Source organism: Nonomuraea sp. NPDC049141 (genome assembly GCF_040648415.1).
GTDB lineage: Bacteria > Actinomycetota > Actinomycetes > Streptosporangiales > Streptosporangiaceae > Nonomuraea.
The window spans coordinates 37,606-57,442 of record NZ_JBEZDR010000040.1 but is presented as its reverse complement, the minus strand read 5'-3'; the positions used below and the strand labels follow the sequence as shown (position 1 = coordinate 57,442).

Sequence of the window (19,837 nt, the reverse complement as noted above, 5' to 3'; positions counted from 1 at the left end):
GCAGTGAGTCACGCTGCCTGACGCGGACCGGACCGTCGAAGCCATCGACGGCGAGGAACTGCAAGCTCGGTCGTTTACGGCCGAGAAGCTGACAAGTACACCGCCGACCAACCCGAGCTCCCAGGGCTCCTCGCGCGGATGCACGCGGTCACCGAGGAGTACGACGACCGGATGCTGATGGGCGAACTCCATCTCAAGCTGGAACGCGTCGCCGCTCTCGGTGGCCGGGGGCTGGACCTCGCGATGAACTTCTCCCTCATCGACACCCCCTGGAACGGCATCGACCTGGCGAACCTCATCCAGCGCTACTACGGCGCGCTCCCGCCTGGCTCGCACCCCAACTGGGTGCTGAGCAACCACGACAGGTCGCGTCTCGCCAGCCGGATCGGACCGGACCGCGTCCCCGGCGCACTGGCCCTGTTGCTCACACTCAAGGGCACGCCGACGCTCTACTACGGCGACGAACTCGGCCTGCCCGACGCCCCGGTCGACGGCAGGCATGCCCGCGACTGCGCCGAACTACGCGCGCCCGGCCTCGGGCTCGGCCGGGACCCACAGCGGATGCCCATGCCGTGGCGCGAGAAGCCGGCGCATGCCGGATTCGCTCCCGATGACGTCGCGACATGGCTCCCCATACCGTCGTGGGCGGGACAGTTCAGCGTCGAGAGCCAGGAACTCAGCCCCCGCTCGGTTCTGTGCCGCGTCAAAGAACTCCTGATGCTCCGGCGAGAGCTGGCCGCCCTGCGCCGAGGCAGAATCACCATGCTTTCCCACCACCCGGACCACCTCGCCTACCTCCGCGGCGACGGAGAAGACGCGGTTCTTGTGGCGGTGAACCTTTCCGAGCGTCATCAGAGAATCGCCTTCAGCGGTACCGGGCGGGCGCTGTGGTCGTCGCACGCGACCGCCGATGAGCGAGACCATCCGGCCGGCGCGGTCGACCTCGCACCGTTCGAGGCGCGCCTCTTCTCGGTGACTTCCGACAAGTGGCCGGTTCCGGTCACGGCATAGGAAACCAGACCTCGGGAGGTTACCGTCGGGAACGTTCCCGCGAGGGAGAGGTAGCCATCCATGGACCCAGGACTGTCCGATTCGCGTGCGGTGCTCAGCAAGCTGATCGAAGTCCGGCAAGCCCTGGCCGGAAGCCGGGTGGCTGTCGATCGCCAGGTCCGGACGAAGCGCCTCAAAGCCATGGACGCGCTGCTCGTCGCCGCGTGCACCACGTACGACCAGGACAAAGACGCGTTCACGTTCGGCGACTTCCTCAGCCAATGGCTGGAGATCAGCCCGATCACGTCGGCGGAGCTGGCCGGTGTCGCCCTGACCGTGGAGGACGGCGACGCGCTGGGGGCCGGCTGGGAGCGCGTCTTCGGTGCCTACCTGCTCGCGCTGCTCGACAGATGGCCCGCCATGAGCCTCACCGACAACCGGGTCCGCGATCGCATACTCGCCGGGCTGCGCCGCTGCGCGGTCACCGTTCGCCCCTGCGCCGACGGCGTCGTCAGGTTACGCGCGCTCACTCGCCAGGACGTGTACCAGGACACCGCGCTTCCCGTGCTGACGCGCCGGGTCGTGCAGCTGCTGCTCGGGGGTGGCAACGGGCCGGGGCTGACGTTGTACCGGTATGTCCTGCCGCTGTACGGGCTGCCCGCGGCGTACGCGAACGTGAGCCGGGACATCGAGGGGGAGGGGTACACGACAGACCTCTCCTTCGTGCCCGCACACGAGCGCGACGCCGTCCAATACGCCATCCTGCGGACGACTCAGATGATGCTCAAGGGCGCGCCCCTCGACCTTCGGGGTGCCGTCTGGCCGCTGACCATCCCTGTCCCGGGCGGGTACGCGCGCTACGAGCTGATCACTGACCACGACGGTCGCGTGCGTGCCGAGCGGCTCGGCGACGGCGTGGATCGGCCGCTGCCCGCGTGGTTCTCCCGGGCGCGTACCGTGGACGAGCGCAAGGCATCGCTCAAGCAGACGTTCCAGCTCGGCGGCGTGGGCGATCGGCCACCGGGCGCCAAACGCGCCGAGAAGAAGTGGACCGCCGCCGAACTCGGCCAGGTCGCCTCCGTGCTCGACCGCATCCCGGCAGGCGACCGCGGCGCGCTCACCGGCACGTCGCTCATCCGCGACTTCGCGTTGACCTCCGACGAGGTGGCCAGCTTCCACGGCGGTATGACTCACGTCGGCATGGGCGGCGACGACCTCGACGGTCCGCCCGCCGAGCCGACGCCGCACCTGCACTGCTATGACGTCATTTTTGAGCAAATGGCGCGAATGGCGTGTGGCCCGCCGGGAGACAGCGGGTCCGGCGGGGACGCGACCGTCCTGCACGAGATCGGCCACGTGGTCACCATGTGCCCCCATGAGCAGGCCGTCCGGGAACTGGCCAGGCTCCGCGACAAGCCGCGGACCGCCTACGAGCAGCTCGACATGTACCTGCGCTCCCAGCCGACCACCGACGCCTTCGTCGCCGCCTTCACCGCCTGGACCCTCGCCTACGGCGCCTACACCGCCGCCAACGACGCCTTCTCGGAAGCGGCGCACGCCTGCTGGCAGGCCTTCAGAACGGACGTGCCCGGGAACGCCGAGGCGCTGCTCAGCCACTACGCGGAGGCCCAGAAGACGGCCTTCGCCACGGCGGAGCCCACGATGACCGCCGCCCGAGGCCTCGACGCGCTGCTCCCCGCCCAGGAGCGCAAGGTCGTTCTGGTCACCGAGGTACTGCTGAGCCGCCATACCCTCATTCCCGGGCTGGCGGCGCCTGGATTCAGGCTGGCGAGGTTCGCGGCTTACGCCCGCCGGGTGGGCTTCGTGCCGTTCACCGCGTACGGGCAGAGCTCCAACAAGGAGTTCTTCGCCGAGACGTACGCCCTCTACACGACCGACCGCGAGCGACTGTGGCAGCTGAACTGGCGGATGTGCGCCTGGATGGAGGACGGTTACCCGGCTCTCGGCTCGTACGAGCCGACAGTCCGCTGACCCCCTTTCGGCCGGCGCTCAGGCTGGAGTGTGCGCGTAAGGGTGGACGTCGATGGGCGGGGTCTCGCCCAGTGCGAGCGCGGCGGCGATCTCGCCGGTGAACGGCCCCGCCGTCAGGCCGTACGCGCCCAGGCCCGTCGCCACCACCACCCGCTCGGTCAGCCGCTCGATGAGCGCCGTGCCCGCCGCGTGCACCGGCCGCAGGCCCACCCTGGTCTCCACCACCCTCGCGCCGTCCAGACCGGGCGCCACCCGCAGGCCCGCCGCCAGCACCTCGTGGATCCCGCCGACGGTGACGTACGGCGAGAACCCGGCGTCCTCCACGGTCGCGCCGACGACCAGCCGCGAGCCGGGGAACCCCAGCAGGTACGGTCCGCTCCGCGGCAGCACGATCGGCCAGGAGGCGGTGTCCACGCCGTCGAGGGCGGCATGCACGATCTGCCCGCGCCTGGGGAACACCGGGAGCTCCACCCCCAGCGCCCGGCACACCTCCCCACTCCAGGCCCCGGCGGCCACGATCACCGCATCGGCCTCCACCCGCACCCCGTCTTCCTGGGCCGGAGCGCTGAGCCTCTCGGTCGGCACCTCGTCTTCCTGGGTCGGCGCCCCAAGCCTCTCGGTCGGCACGTCGTCTCCCCGAGTCGGCGCCCTGAGCTCCTTGACCGGCGTCTCTCCGACCGGCGTCCCCGTATGCGGCTTCGGGCCGGGGGAGCCGGTGGTGGTGTGGAGGCGCACCGCGCCGTCGGGGGTGAGGGTCGCGGTCCCCGTACGGAGCTCGGTGCCCCGGCGGACGGCGGCGTGGAGGAGGGCGTCACGTACGGCCCGCCCGTCCACCCGGGCGGCCCCCGGCACATGGATCGCGCTCAGCTCCGGGCTGAGCGGCGGAAACAGCGCCGACGGAGCCGCCACGTCCGTGATGTCGCCCATTTCCGGCGCCTCCGGACGGCGGCGCAGCAGGAGGGCGCGCACCGGCTCCAGTTCGGCCGGGTCCCGGGCCACCAGCAGCGCCCCCACCCGCGCGTATCCGATGTCCGCGCCCAGCGCCGACACCAGCTCCGGATAGCGGCGAGCACCCTCACGCGCCAGCGCGTACCAGGCGTCGTCCTCGGCATGGTCCACCCACGGGCACACGATCCCCGCGCCCGCCTCCGTCGCCCGCCCGCTGAAGGCCCCGTCCACCACCGTCACGGACACCCCGCGCCCGCTCAGCCACCAGGCCGCGGACGCTCCGACGATTCCGCTACCGATCACCGCAACACGCATGTTCCCATGATCGCAGCCGGGACGGCGTCGCGAGGAGCGCGTCCGGATCGCGTTCAGAACTGCGGGAGGTCAGCCGCCGGCGGACCAGCCGTGCGCCTTCATGAGATGGCTCGCCACCCGGGCGAAGCGGTGGCCGTCGAGCACCGCTCCCTCGCGCCTGATGTCGTCCTCGTCCAGGACGAAGACGCGGTCCAGCCGCAGGTAGGACGTCTTGCCGTCGCGCCCCCACACGCCGATCTCCAGCCAGTCGGGGCCGTCGTCGCCCTGGCTGGACAGCATCATGCCCAGCAGTCGGCGGCCGGTGCGGCCCACGACCAGCAGCGGCCGGTCCTTGCCGCGCTCCGGGTCCTCCTCGTACGGCACCCAGGCCCAGACGATCTCGCCGGGATCGGCCAGCCCGTCGAGGTCGGGGGAGTAGGACAGCGTCGCGGCCCGGTCGAGCGAGTAGATCTCCTGTACCGCGCCGCGGGCGGGCCGGGGGTCCTCAGCTGAATCACGCACGCGTGGGAGCTTACGCCACGGGGCTGTCGTTGATCGAATCCTGTGCGGGACCACCGAGCCGCCGGTCTCGTCGGTCCAGAGTTCTTCGAGCTTGCCGCCCGCCACCACGTCGAGTCCGGCCACTTCGCGCGCCACCGGGTCCGTGAGCGTGTGCCACACCGTTGCGGGCGGCGCGGCGATGGTGACGGACATGTCAACGGTCATGAGGCCGGTCGCCCGGAGCGAGCAGGCGGCGTAGCACCGCGGGGGTGCGGCCGGCGTGCCGGCGGACCGTACGGGTCAGATGGGCCTGGTCGGCGAACCCCAGCTCGGCGGCCAGCAGCGCCAGGTTCGCCGCGCCGCCCTCCAGGCGGTCGAGTGCCCGCCCGACGCGCACGCGGTTGCGGTAGTGGGTCAGCGATACGCCGAGCTCCCGGGTGAACGCCCTGCTCAACTGGTAGGGCGAAACCGCCAGGAACTCGGCCAGCGGCAGAAGCCCGTCGGCGGCGGGATGGCCTGCGGCGATGGCGTCCCGGGCAGCCTCCACGATCACATCCGAGGCGTCCCGCCGCATCGGCAGGGGCGCGAGCTGGGCCAGGGCGGTGGAGACGAGGGGCAGCAGGGCTTCGGCGAGCTCGAAAGCCGCGTCGCCGGTGCGGGCGGCGGCCAGGAAGCGGCGGTGGGCCAGGTCGAGCCGGGCGTCCACGTAGATCGTCGAGCGGGACGGTGCCGCGCCGTCACCCGCGAGTGAGCGCCACAGGTCCGGCGACACGCACAGGGAGGTGCACACGTCGCCGCCCGCCGGGTGCGCGAAATGCTCCTCCTCGCCGGGAATGCCGAGGTAGGCCATCGTCGGATCCACCACGGTGGCCCGCCCGTCGGCCTTGCGGCGGAAGCGGCCGCGGCGGACCAGCACCACCCGGTAGGCGGAGCTCATTTCGGGCGGTGACCACCCGCGATGATCGTCGTGGCAGGTCACCGCGTCGAGGGAGAACCCGGACCCGATGCCGAGACGGACGGCTGAACGCACGTGCCGCACCCTACGCTCCGGCTACGACATTCCCGCCGACGTCGCGGGCAGCGCACGGAATCCCCAGCGGGGAGCGCGGAATCCCCGGCGGGCAGCGCACGGAACTCCCGGCGGCGGCGCAAGGATGTTCAAGACCCGGCCGCCCGCTTCGCCCCACCCTGGACCCATGACAACCACCATCACGATTTCTTCGGTCATCTTCGATTGCGCGGACCCGGCCACCCTTGCCGATTTCTACGCCAAGGCCACCGGCGGCCGGATCAGCCACAGCGACAGCGACTTCGCCACCGTCGAGGGCGGCCCCGTCGGGCTGGCGTTCCAGCGGGTCCCCGGCTACCGGAGCCCTGGCTGGCCCGATGACGCCAAGCACGTCCACCTCGACCTCCAGGTGGCCGACGTCGAGGCCGCCGTCAAGGAGCTGGTCGCGCTCGGCGCCGCCGTACCGGAGTTCCAGCCCGGTGGCGCCGACTGGACCGTGCTCACCGATCCTGAGGGGCATCCGTTCTGCGTCGCGGCAGGTGGCTGACCAACTACCTCCACCCACAAGGAGACGCTCCCCCCAGCGGCCGTACGCCGAGCGGTGCGACGCCGTCGACGAGGGCGACAGCCGTACGAGGTTCGTCTGACACGCGGACCCGCACCCCGATCACATCAGGGACTGAGTGCTGTGAAGAAGTCCCTGATGTCCGCCGCGAGCAGCAGGGGCGCCTGAAGCGCGGCGTAGTGGCCGCCGGAGGGAAACTCCGACCAGCGCACCACGTTGTGCACCACCTCGGCGTAGCGGCGCACCGAGCTGTCGCCGGGGAAGACCGCCACGGCCGTCGGCGTCTTGCCCGGCTCGGTGGGCAACTCCCAGGCTGAAGAGCCCTCGCGGTAGAGGCGCGCCGAGGAGCCCGCCGTGTCCGTCAGCCAGTAGATCGTCACGTTGGTCAGGATGTCGTCGCGCGACAGGCCGCCGACGTCCTGGCCCCAGGAGGCGTACGCGTCGAGGTTCCAGGCGAGCTGGCCGGCGGGCGAGTCGGCCAGGCCGTAGGCCAGGGTCTGCGGCCGGGTGCTCTGGATCATGGCGTACCCGGAGTAGTGGCGGTGCCAGCGCTCCACCCCCTTGGCCCGCTCCACCTCGGCCTCGGTCAGCCCGGCCATATCGTCGTTGGCGAACGTCGTGAGCGCGTTCAGGTGAACCCCGACGACGTGCTCGGGGTCGAGCCGGGCGACCTCGGGGGAGATCAGCGAGCCGAAGTCGCCGCCCTGCGTGCCGTATCGCGTATAGCCGAGCCTGCTCATCAGCTCCGCCCAGGCGGCGGCGACGCGCCGCACGCCCCAGCCGGTCTCCGCCGTCGGCCCCGAGAAGGCGAAGCCGGGGATCGACGGGATGACCAGGTGGAAGTCGCGGCTGAGGGGTTCGATGACGCGCGCGAAGTCGGCGAACGTGCTGGGCCACCCGTGCGTCAGCAACAGCGGCAGCGCGTCCTCGCGAGGGGAGCGCAGGTGCGCGAAGTGCACGCGTTGCCCGTCGATCACGGTCGTGTACTGCGGCAGCGTGTTCAGCCTGGCCTCGTGCTCGCGCCAGGAATAGCCGTCCAGCCAGTAGTCGGCCAGCTCGCGGACCGCTTCCGGCGGCACCCCGTACGACCAGCCGACCCCCTCCAGAGCGTCGGGCCAGCGAGTACGGCGCAGCCGCTCCGCCAGATCGTCCAAGTCGGCCTGCGGGATATCGATGACGAAGGTCTCCATGTCCCCAAGCTAGGCAGCATTGTGGCCAGGATCAGGACACAATGGCGCCTGTGTTGGACACCTCCGCCAGGCTGCTCCGTCTGCTGTCCCTGCTGCAACTGAGGCGCGACTGGCCCAGCGCCGACCTGGCCGAACGGCTCGGCGTCGCGGCCAGGACCGTGCGTCGCGACGTCGAGCGGCTGCGCAGCCTCGGCTACCCGGTCCACTCCACGCCCGGCGTCTCCGGCGGCTACCGGCTGGGCGCGGGCGCCGAGCTGCCGCCACTGCTGCTGGACGACGACGAGGCGGTGGCCGTCGCGGTGGGCCTGCGTACGGCCGCGGGCGGCACGGTGACGGGCATCGAGGAGACCTCCCTGCGCGCGCTGGCCAAGCTGGAGCAGGTGTTGCCCGCCAGGCTGCGCCACCGGGTCAACGCGCTGCAGACCCACACCGTCCCGATCACCCGCGAGGGCCCGACCGTCGCCTCCGACGTGCTGATCGCCGTGACCGCCGCCTGCCGCGACCACGAGCAGCTCCGCTTCGACTACACCGGTCACGACGGCGCCACCACGGAGCGCAGGGCCGAGCCGCTCACGCTGGTCAACTGGTCGCGCCGCTGGTACCTGGTCGGCTGGGACGTCGACCGGCAGGACTGGCGCGTCTATCGCGCCGACCGCCTGCGCCTCCGCACGCCGAACGGCCCCCGCTTCACGCCGCGCGAGCCGCCTGGCGGCGATGTCGCGGCCTGGATCGAGCGCCGGCTGGGTCACGAGATGTGGCCGATCCAGGCCCGCGTCCTGCTGCACGCCCCGGCCGACCAGGTCGCGAGCCGTACGTCGTCGGGCGTGGTCGAGCCGGTCGGCGACGACACCTGCGTGCTCACGCTGCGCGGCGACGACCTGCATCTGATCGCCGTGGTCGTGGCCTTCCTCGACCTCGACTTCGAGGTGCTGGAGCCGGTCGAGCTCAAGGAACGGATGCGCGCGCTCGGGCGGCGCCTCACCACCCTCTAGAATCTCATTCTGTGACGTCAGCGTTCTTCACCCGTAAGGGGGGCGAGTTCGTGCCCGCCCCGCACGCCCGCGGCCCCTGGTCGCCCGACATGCTCCACGGCCGCCTGCTCGGCGGCCTGGCGGCCATGGCCGTCGAGCAGGAGCACGGGGAGCCGGACCTGCGGTTCGCCCGGCTCACCGTCGACCTGTTCCGCAACAGCCCGCTGCTCCCGGTCACCGTCGAGACGGCGCGGGTCAGGGACGGGCGCAGGATCCGGGTGGCCGACGTGACGATCCGCACCGACCAGGGCGTGATCGGCCGGGCCAGTGCCGTACTACTCAGGGAGGGCGAGCAGCCGGAGGGCGAGCTGAACGACACGCCCGCGTGGGACGAGCCGCCGCCATCGGGGCCGCCCGTCGCGGGCGGGGCGTGGGAGCCGCCGTTCGAGCTGTGGCGGCTGACCGACTGGAACGAGCCGGGCCTGAACCGGGTCTGGCTGCGCGAGACCCATCCACTCGTCGACGACGAGCCGCTCACGCCGTTCACCAGGGTGGCGCTCGCGGCTGATTTCGCCAGCCCGCTCAGCAACGCCGACACCGGTGGCCTGCACTTCATCAACGCCGACTACACGCTCACGCTCGGCCGGGTTCCCGAGGGGGAGCTGATCGGCGTGGAGGCGACCGGGCATCTCAGCCACGGCGGCGTCGCCACAGGGCAGTGCACCCTGCACGACGCCACCGGGCCGATCGGCTTCTGCCTCGTGACCGCAGTGGCCAACCCGGCCACCTTCCGCAGCCGTTAAACACAGCCGTTGAACACAGCCGTTGAAAGACGGCCGCTGACGAGAACTACGCGGGGCGCTCGGCGCGGTCGCCGGACCAGTCGGTGTGGTAGGCGCCGTCCCGGTCCACCCGGTGGTAGGTGTGCGCGCCGAAGAAGTCGCGCAGCCCCTGGATCAGCGCGGCGGGCAGCCGGTCACGCCGCAGCCCGTCGTAGTAGGCCAGCGCCGAGGAGAAGCCCGGCGTCGGCACGCCGATCTGCACCGCGGTGGTCACCACGCGCCGCCACGACTCCTGCGCCACGTTCACCGCCGCCGCGAACGTCGGGTCGGCCAGCAGCGTCGGCAGTGTGGGGTCGGCGTCATAGGCGGCGCGGATCCGGTCGAGGAAGCGGGCCCTGATGATGCAGCCGCCTCGCCAGATCGTGGCCATGGCGCCCAGCTCCAGGTCCCAGCCGTACTCCTTGGAGGCGGCGGCCATCTGGTCGAAGCCCTGCGCGTAGGCGACGATCTTGGAGGCGTACAGGGCCTGCCGTACGTCCTCGATCAGCTCGCGCCCGCCGACGCCCGACAGCTTCGGCCCCTCCAGCGACGCGGCGGCGGCGCGCTGCTCCGGGTGGCCCGACAGCGCGCGGGCGAACACCGCCTCGGCGATGCCCGTCACCGGAACGCCCAGGTCGAGCGCGCTCTGCACGGTCCAGCGGCCGGTGCCCTTCTGCTCGGCCTGGTCGACCACGATGTCGATGAACGGCTTGCCGGTGGCCACGTCCACCTGGTCGAGCACCTCGGCGGTGATCTCGATCAGGTAGGACTCCAGCTCGCCCTGGTTCCACTCGCGGAACACCTGCGCCAGCTCGGCCGGAGTGGCGCCGAGCGCCTGGCGCAGCAGGTCGTAGGACTCGGCGATGAGCTGCATGTCGGAGTACTCGATGCCGTTGTGCACCATCTTGACGAAATGTCCGGCGCCGTCGGGGCCCACGTGCACCGCGCAGGGGACGCCGTCGACCTTGGCCGAGATGTCCTGAAGAATCGGGCCGAGCGCGTCCCACGACTCCTTGGAGCCGCCGGGCATGATGCTCGGGCCGTTCAGCGCGCCCTCCTCACCGCCGGAGATGCCGGTGCCGACGAAGTGGATCCCCTTGTCGCGCAGCGCCGCCTCGCGCCGCCGGGTGTCGGCGAAGTGCGCGTTGCCGCCGTCGACGATCATGTCGCCCGGCTCCATGAGCTCGGCGAGCTGGTCGATCACCGCGTCGGTGCCCGCGCCCGCCTTCACCATGATGATCGCCCGTCGCGGTCGCTTCAGCGAGGCCACGAAGCCCGCCAGCTCCTCCGACGGTACGAACGTGCCCTCCCCGGCGAACTCCTTGACGAGCTGCTGCGTACGGCCGGCCGAGCGATTGTGCACGGCTACCGCGTATCCGTGCCTCGCCAGGTTCCTCGCCAGGTTCCTGCCCATGACCGCCAGGCCGGTGACACCGATGTCTGCCAAGTCCATATCAAGCTCCTCTGTGGGGGATACGCATGATCCAGCGGTCGAGGTTCGGCTGGATATTCCGATTTTTTCAGTCGCTTTGGCGTACGCCCAGCTCGTCGAGCCGATGCAGCATGTCGGCGGGATCGGAGTAGACACGGAAGGCACCCGTGCGCTCCAGCTCTTCCCGGCCGTATCCGCCGGACAGCACCCCGATCCCGAGCGCGCCCGCGCGGCGGGCGGCGAGCAGGTCCCAGACGCTGTCTCCTACCACCATCGCATGCCGCACATCCACGTTCAGCAGCGCCGCCCCGGCCAGGAACAGGTCGGGGTCCGGCTTGGCCCTGCGCACCATGTCGCGGGTGACCATCGGAGTGTCCTCCGGCAGGCCCAGCATGCCCAGCGCCAGCCGGGCCGTACGCGCGTAACCACTGGTCGCGATCGCCCACGGGACGCCCCGCGCGGACAGCTCGCTCAGCAGCTCGGCGGCGCCCGGCAGCGGCCGGACGGAGTCGATCTGCTCCATGTAGGCGTCACCGTGGATCGTCTGCAACTCGTCGATCTGCTCGGCCGTCAGCTTCAGCCCCGTCTCGCGCAGCAGCGCGCTCACGAACAGGCCACCGCTCATCCCGATGCGGCGGTGGATACGCCATACCGACAGGTCGATGCCCAGCCCGGACAGCGCCTGCCGCCAGGCGATGACATGCTGGTAGACACTGTCGATCAAGGTGCCGTCGAGGTCGAAGAGAAACGCCGGTGTGGGTGCGTGCGGGAACTCCGTCATGGCTCCATGACACCATGACCGGCATGAACGTCATCATCGCGGGCGGCCACGGCCAGATCGCACTGCGGCTGGAGCGGCTGCTCGGAGCCGGGGCGGTGGGCCTGGTACGCAACCCCGCGCACCTGTCCGACGTCGAGGCCACCGGAGCGGCGGCCGTGCTGTGCGACCTGGAACAGGCCGGGATCGAGGAGGTGGCGGAGGTGCTCCAAGGCGCCGAAGCCGTCGTGTTCGCCGCCGGTGCGGGCCCCGGCAGCGGCGTCGCCCGCAAGGACACCGTCGACAAGGGCGCCTCCGTCCTGCTGGCCGACGCCGCCGAGCGGGCGGGCGTGCGGCGGTTCGTGCAGATCTCCTCGATGGGCGCGGGGCAGCCGCCCAGGCCGGGCGGCGACGAGGTGTGGGCGGCCTACATCCAGGCCAAGACCGAGGCGGAGAACGACCTGCGGCGCCGCGACCTCGACTGGACGATCCTGCGCCCCGGCGGGCTGACCGACGACCCCGGCACGGGCCGGGTACTTCTGGCGCCCTCGGTTCCTCGCGGCACCGTCCCGCGCGACGACGTGGCGGCCGTCATCGTGGCGCTGCTGTCCACCGGGGCGCGCGTCCGGCAGGTGCTGGAACTCGTCTCCGGTGATGCGCCGATCGACGAGGCCGTCATGCAAGAGTGAGGGAATGACGGAATATCGCATTCTTGGACGTACCGGTCTCAAAGTCAGTCCCCTGTGTCTCGGCGCGATGATGTTCGGCGGGTTCGGCGAGGAGTCGGCCGACGAATCGGCCCGCATCATCGACCGCGCCCTCGACTCGGGCATCAACTTCATCGACACCGCCGACGTCTACTCGCGGGGCGAGTCGGAGGAGTTCGTCGGCCGGGCCCTTGCCAAGTCGGGCAGGCGTGACGAGGTCGTCCTGGCCACCAAGTGTCACGGCGCCATGGGCGAGGGCCCCAACGAGGGCGGCAACTCGCGGCGCTGGATCTTCCAGGCCGTCGAGAACAGCCTGCGCCGCCTCGGCACCGACTGGATCGATCTCTACCAGATCCACCGCCCCGACCCCGCCACCGACATCGAGGAGACGCTCGGCGCCCTCACCGACCTCGTCCGGCAGGGCAAGGTCCGCTACCTCGGCAGCTCCACCTTCCCCGCGCACCGCGTGGTCGAGGCCCAGTGGGCGGCCGAGCGGCGCAACCTCGAACGCTTCGTCTGCGAACAGCCCCCGTACTCCCTGCTCGCCCGCGGCATCGAGGCCAGCCTGCTGCCCACCGTCCAGAAGTACGGCATGGGCGCCATCGTCTGGAGCCCGCTGGCGGGCGGCTGGCTGACCGGCCGCTACCGCAAGGGCCAGGAGCAGCCCGAGAGCCGCAGGGCCGCCCGGCTGCCCGCCCGCTACGACATGAAGCTGGAGGCCAACCAGCGCAAGCTCGACGCCGTCGAACAGCTCGCCGTGCTGGCCGAGGAGGCCGGGCTCACGCTGATCGAGCTGTCCCTGGCGTTCACGATCAGGCACCCGGCGGTCACCTCGGCCATCATCGGCCCGCGCACGATGGAACACCTGGAGAGCCAGCTCACCGCCACCGACGTGCGGCTCAGCGACGACGTGCTCGACAGGATCGACGCCATCGTGTCACCGGGTGTCACCATCAACCCCGGCGACGAGGGCTGGCAGCCTCCGGAGCTGTCCGACGCGACCCTCCGCCGGCGCCCCTGACCGTCACCGGGCCTGCGCGGCGAGCTTCCGGCAGTCCTCCAGGGCGTGCCGGGACAGCTCTTCGCGTACGGACGGCACGCACACCGCCGCCATGGACAGGCTCGTCACCCCCAACCCCACCAGTACCGGAGCGAGCTGGGGGTCTCCGGCGGCCTCGCCGCAGACGCCGACCGGCTTGCCGGCGGCGCGGCCCGCGTCCGCGCAGAAGGCAATGAGCTTCAGCAGGGCGGGTTGCCACGGGTCCAGGAGGTCGGCCAGGCCGGGGTGCTGACGGTCGGCCGCGAACGTGTACTGGCTGAGGTCGTTGGTGCCGATGCTGAGGAAGTCCACCTCCTCCAGCAGCCGGTCGGCCAGCAGGGCGGCGGCGGGCACCTCGACCATCGCACCGACCCGTGTCAGACCCCGGGCGCGGGCCCGGCGGGCGAATGCGGCGGCCTCGGCCGGGGTGGTGACCATCGGGGCCATCACCCACGCGTCGGCGCTCGTCATGCGGGCCGCCTCCGCTATCGCGTCGAGTTGCGTGTCCAGTACGTCAGGCAGCACGCGGTCCACCCGCAGACCCCGGATGCCGAGCGCCGGGTTCGGCTCCGGGGGCAGACCGAGGAACGGCAGCGGCTTGTCCGTGCCCGCGTCGAGCGTGCGCACCACGACCATCTCGGCCCGCGCGAACACCTCGGCGTAGGCGGCCACCTGCTCCTCGAACGACGGGGCCTGCTTGCGGTCCAGGAACAGGAACTCGGTCCTGAACAGTCCGACTCCTTCCGCGCCCGGCCGGAGGTCGGCGGCCGAGCCGATGTTGAGCAGCAGCTTGACCGGGTGGCCGTCGGCCGTCCTGCCCGGGCCGCTGCTCTTCGCCAGGCGGTCGCGCTCCTCGCGGTCGTTCCGGCGGAGCTCGGCCACGGCCTCGTCGGTCAGGCCGACGCCGATCTGGCCCGTCTTGCCGTCGACCGAGATGACCGTGCCGTCGGCCAGGGCGGTGATGCCCGCGCAGGCGACCACGGCGGGCAGGCCGCGGCCACGTGCCAGGATCGCGGTGTGGCTGGTCGGGCCGCCCTTCTCGGTCACCAGCGCCACCACGTCCGTGCCCAGCCCCGCTGTGTCGGCGGGGGAGAGGTCCTCGGCCACCAGGACGTACGGGTGGCCGGGGGCGGGGATGCCGGGCATCGGCAAGCCCAGGCAGGCGGCGATGGCGCGGTGTTTGAGATCGTCCAGGTCGGCGGCGCGTTCCGCGAGGTAGCCGCCCAGCGCGGCCAGCGTGTCGCGGTGGTGGGTGAAGGCTGTGTCGAGGGCGTGCGGGGCGTCCAGACCGCCGTGGACGGCGGCCTCGGCGTCCTCGCGCAGCATCGGGTCGTCGGCGATCATGGCGAGCGCGTCGAGAATCTCCGCCGCGTCGTCTCCCGCTGGGGCCGCGTTGTCGCCGCCTCTCGCGTCCCGCGCGGCGGTGGCGGCGCGTTGCCGCAGGTCCGCGGTGACCGACTCCAGCGCCTTCACCACCATCGCGGCCTCCGCGCCCGGATCGGCGACCTGCCGGGGGTCGGGCAGTACGGGCGGCGGCGCCATGCGCACCACCGGCCCCGCGGCCCGCCCCTGACTCACCCCCAGCCCCGCCAGCCCGGCGCCCGGCGGGGCAGGCTGGGTGGGGTCAGCCATCGAGGGCCTCTTCCGCGTCGAGGTCCTGGGCGAGCAGGGCCACCAGGGTGTCCAGCGCCGCGTCCGCGTCCGGCGCGTCCGACTCCAGGGTAACCTCGGTGCCCTTGGTGGCGCCGAGTGACAGGACGCCCAGCATGCTGTTCGCGGGGACCGACTTCTCGCCCACCCGGATCCGCACCGGCACCCCCAGCCGCACCGCCTCCTGGACGAACAGCTTCGCGGGCCGCGCGTGCAGACCGCTCGCCGATGCCACCGTCACCGTACGTTGTGCCATCACAAACCCCCCTCAGGGCTCGATCGTGACCTTGATGGCCGCGCCCCGGCTGACGAGGTCGATCCCGTCGAGCACCTGGGAGAGCGGCAGCCGATGGGTGATCAGGTCCGCCACCGGCACCAGACCCTCGGCGATCAGCCGGAGCGCCTCGGCGTTGTGCGCGGGGCTGGAGCCGTTCGCGCCGACGATGGTCAGCTCGCGGTAGTGCACCAGGTTCGAGTCCAGGGCGATGATCGGGGCGTCCTTGGGCAGGCCGCCGAAGAAGCTGATCCGGGCCTGGCGGGCCGCCATCCGCAGGGCCTGCTCCTGGGCCGCGCCGGACGCGGCCGCGGTGATCACCACGTCGGCGCCGCGGCCACCGGTCAGCTTGAGCACCTGGTCCACCGCGTCGGTGTCGACGACCGCGTCCGGGCGGACCAGATCCGCCGCCATCGCGAGCCGCTCGGCGTTCACGTCGACCAGGAACACCCGCGCGGCCCCCCGTGCCCGGGCCAGCCGCACGTGCAGGCAGCCGATCGGGCCCGCGCCCATGACGACCACGTCGTCGCCCGCGCCGACCCGGGCCAGCGACTGGCCGTTCAGCACGCAGGCGAGCGGCTCGGCCACCGACGCCTCGGCGAACCCGACGCCGGGCGGGATGACATTGACGCCGTCCACGGCCCGTACCTTCGCCGGGATCACCATGTACTCGGCGAAACCGCCGTCGTAGTGGTAACCCATCGACTCCTGGTTCGGGCAGACGGTGCGGCGGCCGCGGCGGCACTCCTCGCAGGTGCCGCACGGGATCGCCGCGATCACCTGGACGCGTTCGCCCGTGCCGACGACCTCGCCGGCGATCTCGTGGCCCATCACGCGGGGCGGGCGGATGTGGTGGTGGCCGTGCTTGAAGATCTTCACGTCGGTGCCGCAGGTCGAGCAGTTGCGTACCCGGATCTTCAGCTCGCCGGGACCGGCGACCGGCTCCGGCGCGTCCTCCACGCGGATGTCCCCTGGGGCGTGGAATCGGGCGACTTTCACGTCAGCTCCTTCATCACTTGGCCGACCTCCGTCGCCTCGCGGAGTGTCCTGGCGCGTTCGGGGTCGAGCAGGATGTCGGCGAGCGCCGCCAGCAGCTGCACGTGCCCGTTGTCCTTCGCGGCGATGCCGACGCAGAGGGTGACGGGCTCGCCGCCCCAGTCGACGCCGTCCGGGAAGCGCACGACGCAGATCGCGTCGTGCAGGACGACCTCCTTGGCCGCCGCGGTGCCGTGCGGGATGGCCACGCCCTCGCCGACGTACGTGGAGATGGTCTGTTCGCGTTCGAGCATGGCCTCGATGTACGGCTCGGCGACCGCGCCCACGTCCACCAGGGCGCGCCCGCACCTCCTGATCGCCTCGTCCCGGTCGGCCGCGCGCTCGTGCAGGAGTACGGCGCGTGGATCGAGCAGGTCGTCACGCATCGACCGTGCCGCCGTTCTTGATGGTGGCGACCAGCTTCGTCACTGCCGGGTCGCCGAGGAAGATCTGGAACGGCACCAGCACCTTGTCCGGCGCCGAGGCCCGGGCCCTGGCGGCCAGCCCGGAGTGGCAGACCACCACGTCGGCGTCGGCCGGGATCTCGTTCACCGGGGTGTGCTCCACGGTGACGCCGGTGTTCTTGAGCTGCTTGCGCAACTGGCTGGCGAGCATGACGCTGCTGCCCATGCCCGCGTCGCAGGCCACGATGATCTTGTGAATGTCCTTGCTGTCGATGCTGGCCATGGGTTCACGCCTCCTTGGCGACGGGCTGGGTCTGGGTCTCGCGGTCGTTCTCGCCGCTTTCGTGGGTCTCCTCGATGCGGTCCGCCAGGGGTTCGGGGGCGACGGCCTCCTCCGGCGCTTCCTCCTTCTCGCCGCGGCCGAAGCCGAGCAGAAGCGAGGAGACCGCGAACGACACGGCCGTGGCGACGACGATGCCGGCGATCACGCCGAGCCAGCCGCCCTTCGGCGTCACCGCGATGTAGGCGAAGATGCTGCCCGGCGAAGGCGTCGCCACCAGTCCGGCACCGGTGATCATGAACGTGAACACGCCGGCCGCGCCGCCCGCGATGACCCCGAGGATGAGTCGCGGCTTCATCAGGACGTACGGGAAGTAGATCTCGTGGATTCCGCCGAAGAAGTGGATGATCATCGCGGCGGGCGTGCTCGGGCGCAGCGGGCGCGGGCCGAACAGCAGGTACGCGATGAGCAGGCCGAGCCCGGGGCCCGGGTTCGACTCCAGCATGAACAGGATCGACTTGCCGGCCTTGACGGACTCGGCGACGCCGAGCGGCCCGAGCACGCCGTGGTTGACCGCGTTGTTCAGGAACAGCACCTTGGCCGGCTCGATCAGGACCGAGGCGATGGGCAGCAGGTTGTTGACGATGAGCCACTCGACCGCGTTGCCCGCGGCCGTGGTCACGACGCGGACGATCGGGCCGATGGCCCACACCCCCGCGATGGCCATGACGGCGCCGACGATGCCCGCGGTGAAGTTGTCGACGAGCATCTCGAAGCCGGACTTGGTGCGATCCTCCGTGAACTTGTCCACATATTTAAGGATCAGGGCGGTGAGGGGGCCGATGATCATGGCGCCGAGGAACATCGGGATGTCCGAACCCACGATCACCCCCATCGCCGCGACCGCGCCCACCACCGCGCCGCGTTGCCCGTGGACCATCCGGCCGCCGGTGTAGGCGATGAGGATGGGCAGCAGCATCTTGATGATCGGGTCGACCATCGCGGCCAGCGCCGCGTTCGGCAGCCAGCCGGTGGGGATGAACAGCGCGGTGATCAGCCCCCAGGCGATGAACGCGCCGATGTTCGGCATGATCATGCCGGCCAGGTGGCCGCCGATGCGCTGGATGGTGGCCTTGGCCCCGGTCCCGTAGACCGGGGGTGTGTAGGTTTCGGCCATTGGACGTGCTCCTTTGGGGGGTGAGCAAGGTGCCTGGTATGTCGAAGTCAGGTGGGGTCGGCGGGGGATTCCAGGGGGCGGGTCAGGAGGGGCGGGCCGGTGCGGACGCCGTCGCGGCGGATGTCGGCCGGCCCCGGCATCCGGCTGCCCGGCAGGCAGACCGCCGCCGCGCCCCAGGCCAGCGCCTCGACCAGCGCTTCCTCGCCGGTCGCGCCGCCGGCGAGGAACCCCGCCAGCATGGCGTCCCCGGCCCCGACCGAACTGCGCGGCTCCGTCACCGTGGCGTGGCCGTACCAGATGCCGTTGTCCTGGACGAGCACCGCGCCGTCGGCGCCGAGGCTGGCCAGGACCGTGCGCGCGCCCGCCGCCCGGAGCTTGCCGGCGGCCTCCACCACGTCGCCGACACAGCGGATCGGCATGCCGGTGGCGTCGGCGAGCTCGTCCAGGTTGGGCTTGACGAGGGCGGGGCCGGCGGCGAGCGCGCTGGCCAGTGCCGGGCCGCTGGTGTCGACGGCGACGTGGATGCCCGCCCCGGCGAAGCGCCGGCAGAGCCTGGCGTAGACGTCGGCGGGCACCTCCGGCGGCAGGCTGCCGGAGGCCACCACCCAGTCGGCCTCGTGCGCGGCGGCCAGTACGGTGTCGGCGATCGTGTCGAGCTCGCCGGGGGACAGGGCGGTGCCAGGTTCGTTGATCTTGGTGATGGTGCCGTCGGGCTCGGCCAGGGTGACATTCGAGCGGGTCGTGCCGGTCACCGGGACCGTCACCATGTCGAGCCCTTCGAGGGCGAGCAGGCGGACGAGCTGCCTGCCCTCGTCGCCGCCGAACGGCACCACGGCCCGCGACGCGACCGCGTTGGCGAGCAGGACGCGGGAGACGTTCACGCCCTTGCCGCCGGGGTCCAGGCGGGCGGCGGCGGCCCGGATGACGGCGCCCCGGTCGAGCGAGGCGATCTCGATCGTGCGGTCCAGGCTGGGGTTGAGCGTCAGCGTGAGGATCATGCGCGGACCACCTCCGGGCCGGCCGCGGACAGCTCGGCGGCCAGAGCGAGGTCGAGGCCCGTGTCGGTGATCACCACGTCGATCTCGTTCAGCTCGGCGAAGCTCGCGAGGTAGGTGTTGGTGAACTTGGTGTGATCGGCCAGCAGCACGCTGCGCTCCGCGGCCGTCACCATGGCCCGCTTGATCGCCGCCTCCGCCGGATCCGGCGTGGTCAGGCCCTTGGCGGCCGAGCAGCCGTTCGTCGCCATGAACGCCACGTCCACGTGCAGCTGTGACAGCGGCCGCAGTGCCCAGTCGTCCACGGTGGCCAGCGTCCGGCCGCGCACCCGGCCGCCGAGCATGATGACGCTCAGGTTGGCGCGGGTGGCCAGCACGGTCGCCAGCGGCGGCGAGTTGACCACGACCGTGAGTTCCCGGTCGGCGGGCAGGATCGGCACCAGACGGCCGGTGGTGGTGCCCGCGTCGATGATGACCGAGCCGTCCTCCGGCAGCTCGGCCAGGGCGGCCTTGGCGATGCGCTCCTTCTCCGCGGTCATCACCTCGTCGCGGGTGGCGAGCGCGGGCTCGAACCCCATCCGCTCCACGGGGATCGCGCCGCCGTGCACCCTGCGCAGCACGCCCGCCCGCTCCAGCGCGGTCAGGTCGCGGCGGATCGTCTCGGTGGTCACGTCGAGCTCGTCGGCCAGCGACACCACGTCGACACGGCCCGCGGCCCGGGCCCTGCGAAGGATCTCCTGCTGCCGCTCCTCGGCGTACATGATGTTGATTCACCGCCGTTTCAGTGTGGTTTCATCTGTGTTTAT

Annotated in this window: 21 protein-coding genes and 1 pseudogene; 8 read left to right on the top strand and 14 right to left on the bottom strand. The window is 71.7% G+C overall.

Annotated features, from left to right (window positions below):
• Nucleotides 1-117: 117 nt before the first annotated feature.
• The 3 genes and pseudogenes from AB0B91_RS61400 to AB0B91_RS61390 form a co-directional block, all read left to right on the top strand.
• Nucleotides 118-471 (top strand): annotated as a pseudogene (locus AB0B91_RS61400) (alpha-amylase family glycosyl hydrolase); the annotation flags it as partial.
• A 90-nt stretch (nucleotides 472-561) separates the two neighbouring features.
• On the top strand, nucleotides 562-1,011 hold the full coding sequence (locus AB0B91_RS61395) for a DUF3459 domain-containing protein (RefSeq protein WP_358342032.1): 450 nt from the start codon (nucleotides 562-564) through the stop codon (nucleotides 1,009-1,011).
• 60 nt (nucleotides 1,012-1,071) lie between these two features.
• A complete protein-coding gene (locus tag AB0B91_RS61390; protein ID WP_358342024.1) occupies nucleotides 1,072-2,982 on the top strand; it encodes a hypothetical protein in 1,911 nt (636 codons plus the stop codon).
• 18 nt (nucleotides 2,983-3,000) lie between these two features.
• Here AB0B91_RS61390 and AB0B91_RS61385 read toward each other — a convergent pair whose 3' ends face one another.
• From AB0B91_RS61385 to AB0B91_RS61375, 3 genes are all read right to left on the bottom strand, one after another.
• Entirely contained in the window at nucleotides 3,001-4,245 is a 1,245-nt protein-coding gene (locus AB0B91_RS61385; protein WP_358342021.1) for an FAD-dependent oxidoreductase, read from the bottom strand.
• A gap of 69 nt (nucleotides 4,246-4,314) precedes the next feature.
• Nucleotides 4,315-4,746: a type II toxin-antitoxin system PemK/MazF family toxin gene (locus tag AB0B91_RS61380; protein WP_358342029.1), complete on the bottom strand. Its 432-nt coding sequence runs from the start codon at nucleotides 4,744-4,746 to the stop codon at nucleotides 4,315-4,317.
• Nucleotides 4,747-4,939: 193 nt separating this feature from the next.
• Nucleotides 4,940-5,755 (bottom strand): helix-turn-helix domain-containing protein, encoded by an 816-nt coding sequence (locus tag AB0B91_RS61375; protein WP_358342020.1) that lies wholly within the window; start codon nucleotides 5,753-5,755, stop codon nucleotides 4,940-4,942.
• Between the two features lie 166 nt (nucleotides 5,756-5,921).
• On the opposite strand from AB0B91_RS61375, the gene AB0B91_RS61370 reads away from it, so the two are divergent.
• The gene (locus AB0B91_RS61370; RefSeq protein ID WP_358342017.1) at nucleotides 5,922-6,281 is read left to right on the top strand and encodes a VOC family protein; all 360 of its coding nucleotides are present in this window, start codon (nucleotides 5,922-5,924) and stop codon (nucleotides 6,279-6,281) included.
• A 125-nt stretch (nucleotides 6,282-6,406) separates the two neighbouring features.
• On the opposite strand, the gene AB0B91_RS61365 is transcribed toward AB0B91_RS61370, so the two are convergent.
• The gene (locus AB0B91_RS61365) at nucleotides 6,407-7,489 is read right to left on the bottom strand and encodes an epoxide hydrolase (protein WP_358342015.1); all 1,083 of its coding nucleotides are present in this window, start codon (nucleotides 7,487-7,489) and stop codon (nucleotides 6,407-6,409) included.
• A gap of 50 nt (nucleotides 7,490-7,539) precedes the next feature.
• On the opposite strand from AB0B91_RS61365, the gene AB0B91_RS61360 reads away from it, so the two are divergent.
• Together AB0B91_RS61360 and AB0B91_RS61355 are read left to right on the top strand one after the other, a co-directional pair.
• A complete protein-coding gene (locus AB0B91_RS61360; protein ID WP_358342012.1) occupies nucleotides 7,540-8,481 on the top strand; it encodes a YafY family protein in 942 nt (313 codons plus the stop codon).
• A gap of 11 nt (nucleotides 8,482-8,492) precedes the next feature.
• Nucleotides 8,493-9,263, top strand: a complete 771-nt coding sequence (locus AB0B91_RS61355; RefSeq protein ID WP_358342010.1) for a thioesterase family protein — start codon at nucleotides 8,493-8,495, stop codon at nucleotides 9,261-9,263.
• Nucleotides 9,264-9,309: 46 nt separating this feature from the next.
• On the opposite strand, the gene gndA is transcribed toward AB0B91_RS61355, so the two are convergent.
• Both gndA and AB0B91_RS61345 read right to left on the bottom strand, forming a co-directional pair.
• Complete coding sequence (gndA, locus tag AB0B91_RS61350) at nucleotides 9,310-10,734, bottom strand: NADP-dependent phosphogluconate dehydrogenase (RefSeq protein WP_358342008.1); 1,425 nt, start codon at nucleotides 10,732-10,734, stop codon at nucleotides 9,310-9,312.
• Between the two features lie 67 nt (nucleotides 10,735-10,801).
• On the bottom strand, nucleotides 10,802-11,494 hold the full coding sequence (locus tag AB0B91_RS61345) for an HAD family hydrolase (RefSeq protein WP_358342005.1): 693 nt from the start codon (nucleotides 11,492-11,494) through the stop codon (nucleotides 10,802-10,804).
• A gap of 23 nt (nucleotides 11,495-11,517) precedes the next feature.
• Here AB0B91_RS61345 and AB0B91_RS61340 point away from each other — a divergent pair, with 23 nt between their 5' ends.
• Nucleotides 11,518-12,159 carry an SDR family oxidoreductase gene (locus AB0B91_RS61340; protein WP_358342002.1) on the top strand — a complete coding sequence of 214 codons (642 nt, stop codon included), beginning with the start codon at nucleotides 11,518-11,520 and terminating at the stop codon, nucleotides 12,157-12,159.
• Between the two features lie 4 nt (nucleotides 12,160-12,163).
• Nucleotides 12,164-13,198, top strand: coding sequence for an aldo/keto reductase (locus tag AB0B91_RS61335; protein ID WP_358342000.1), 1,035 nt, complete (start codon nucleotides 12,164-12,166; stop codon nucleotides 13,196-13,198).
• A 3-nt stretch (nucleotides 13,199-13,201) separates the two neighbouring features.
• Here the strand turns inward: AB0B91_RS61335 and ptsP are convergent, their stop codons facing one another.
• The 8 genes from ptsP to AB0B91_RS61295 are packed head-to-tail and all read right to left on the bottom strand — an operon-like array spanning nucleotide 13,202 to nucleotide 19,792.
• Nucleotides 13,202-14,848, bottom strand: coding sequence for a phosphoenolpyruvate--protein phosphotransferase (gene ptsP, locus AB0B91_RS61330; RefSeq protein ID WP_358341997.1), 1,647 nt, complete (start codon nucleotides 14,846-14,848; stop codon nucleotides 13,202-13,204).
• Nucleotides 14,841-15,122: an HPr family phosphocarrier protein gene (locus AB0B91_RS61325; RefSeq protein ID WP_358341994.1), complete on the bottom strand. Its 282-nt coding sequence runs from the start codon at nucleotides 15,120-15,122 to the stop codon at nucleotides 14,841-14,843. Before AB0B91_RS61325 ends, ptsP begins: the two co-directional genes overlap by 8 nt.
• 12 nt (nucleotides 15,123-15,134) lie before the next feature.
• Entirely contained in the window at nucleotides 15,135-16,139 is a 1,005-nt protein-coding gene (locus tag AB0B91_RS61320; protein ID WP_358341991.1) for a zinc-dependent dehydrogenase, read from the bottom strand.
• On the bottom strand, nucleotides 16,136-16,561 hold the full coding sequence (locus tag AB0B91_RS61315; RefSeq protein ID WP_358341988.1) for a PTS sugar transporter subunit IIA: 426 nt from the start codon (nucleotides 16,559-16,561) through the stop codon (nucleotides 16,136-16,138). The genes AB0B91_RS61320 and AB0B91_RS61315 overlap by 4 nt, the downstream gene beginning before the upstream one ends.
• Nucleotides 16,554-16,862, bottom strand: a complete 309-nt coding sequence (locus AB0B91_RS61310; protein ID WP_358341985.1) for a PTS lactose transporter subunit IIB — start codon at nucleotides 16,860-16,862, stop codon at nucleotides 16,554-16,556. Before AB0B91_RS61310 ends, AB0B91_RS61315 begins: the two co-directional genes overlap by 8 nt.
• 4 nt (nucleotides 16,863-16,866) lie before the next feature.
• On the bottom strand, nucleotides 16,867-18,036 hold the full coding sequence (locus AB0B91_RS61305) for a PTS mannitol transporter subunit IICB (protein WP_358341983.1): 1,170 nt from the start codon (nucleotides 18,034-18,036) through the stop codon (nucleotides 16,867-16,869).
• Between the two features lie 47 nt (nucleotides 18,037-18,083).
• A complete protein-coding gene (gene pfkB, locus AB0B91_RS61300) occupies nucleotides 18,084-19,034 on the bottom strand; it encodes a 1-phosphofructokinase (RefSeq protein ID WP_358341981.1) in 951 nt (316 codons plus the stop codon).
• Nucleotides 19,031-19,792, bottom strand: a complete 762-nt coding sequence (locus tag AB0B91_RS61295; protein WP_358341979.1) for a DeoR/GlpR family DNA-binding transcription regulator — start codon at nucleotides 19,790-19,792, stop codon at nucleotides 19,031-19,033. Before AB0B91_RS61295 ends, pfkB begins: the two co-directional genes overlap by 4 nt.
• Nucleotides 19,793-19,837: the final 45 nt, after the last annotated feature.

Coding starts and splice junctions, on each gene's coding strand:
- AB0B91_RS61395 (WP_358342032.1), top strand. CDS start 562: ATGCCCATGCCGTGGCGCGAGAAGCCGGCGCATGCCGGATTCGCTCCC.
- AB0B91_RS61390 (WP_358342024.1), top strand. CDS start 1,072: ATGGACCCAGGACTGTCCGATTCGCGTGCGGTGCTCAGCAAGCTGATC.
- ptsP (WP_358341997.1), bottom strand. CDS start 14,848: ATGGCTGACCCCACCCAGCCTGCCCCGCCGGGCGCCGGGCTGGCGGGG.
- AB0B91_RS61340 (WP_358342002.1), top strand. CDS start 11,518: ATGAACGTCATCATCGCGGGCGGCCACGGCCAGATCGCACTGCGGCTG.
- AB0B91_RS61315 (WP_358341988.1), bottom strand. CDS start 16,561: ATGCGTGACGACCTGCTCGATCCACGCGCCGTACTCCTGCACGAGCGC.
- AB0B91_RS61370 (WP_358342017.1), top strand. CDS start 5,922: ATGACAACCACCATCACGATTTCTTCGGTCATCTTCGATTGCGCGGAC.
- AB0B91_RS61310 (WP_358341985.1), bottom strand. CDS start 16,862: ATGGCCAGCATCGACAGCAAGGACATTCACAAGATCATCGTGGCCTGC.
- AB0B91_RS61385 (WP_358342021.1), bottom strand. CDS start 4,245: ATGCGTGTTGCGGTGATCGGTAGCGGAATCGTCGGAGCGTCCGCGGCC.
- AB0B91_RS61325 (WP_358341994.1), bottom strand. CDS start 15,122: ATGGCACAACGTACGGTGACGGTGGCATCGGCGAGCGGTCTGCACGCG.
- AB0B91_RS61305 (WP_358341983.1), bottom strand. CDS start 18,036: ATGGCCGAAACCTACACACCCCCGGTCTACGGGACCGGGGCCAAGGCC.
- AB0B91_RS61345 (WP_358342005.1), bottom strand. CDS start 11,494: ATGACGGAGTTCCCGCACGCACCCACACCGGCGTTTCTCTTCGACCTC.
- AB0B91_RS61295 (WP_358341979.1), bottom strand. CDS start 19,792: ATGTACGCCGAGGAGCGGCAGCAGGAGATCCTTCGCAGGGCCCGGGCC.
- AB0B91_RS61335 (WP_358342000.1), top strand. CDS start 12,164: ATGACGGAATATCGCATTCTTGGACGTACCGGTCTCAAAGTCAGTCCC.
- gndA (WP_358342008.1), bottom strand. CDS start 10,734: ATGGACTTGGCAGACATCGGTGTCACCGGCCTGGCGGTCATGGGCAGG.
- pfkB (WP_358341981.1), bottom strand. CDS start 19,034: ATGATCCTCACGCTGACGCTCAACCCCAGCCTGGACCGCACGATCGAG.
- AB0B91_RS61365 (WP_358342015.1), bottom strand. CDS start 7,489: ATGGAGACCTTCGTCATCGATATCCCGCAGGCCGACTTGGACGATCTG.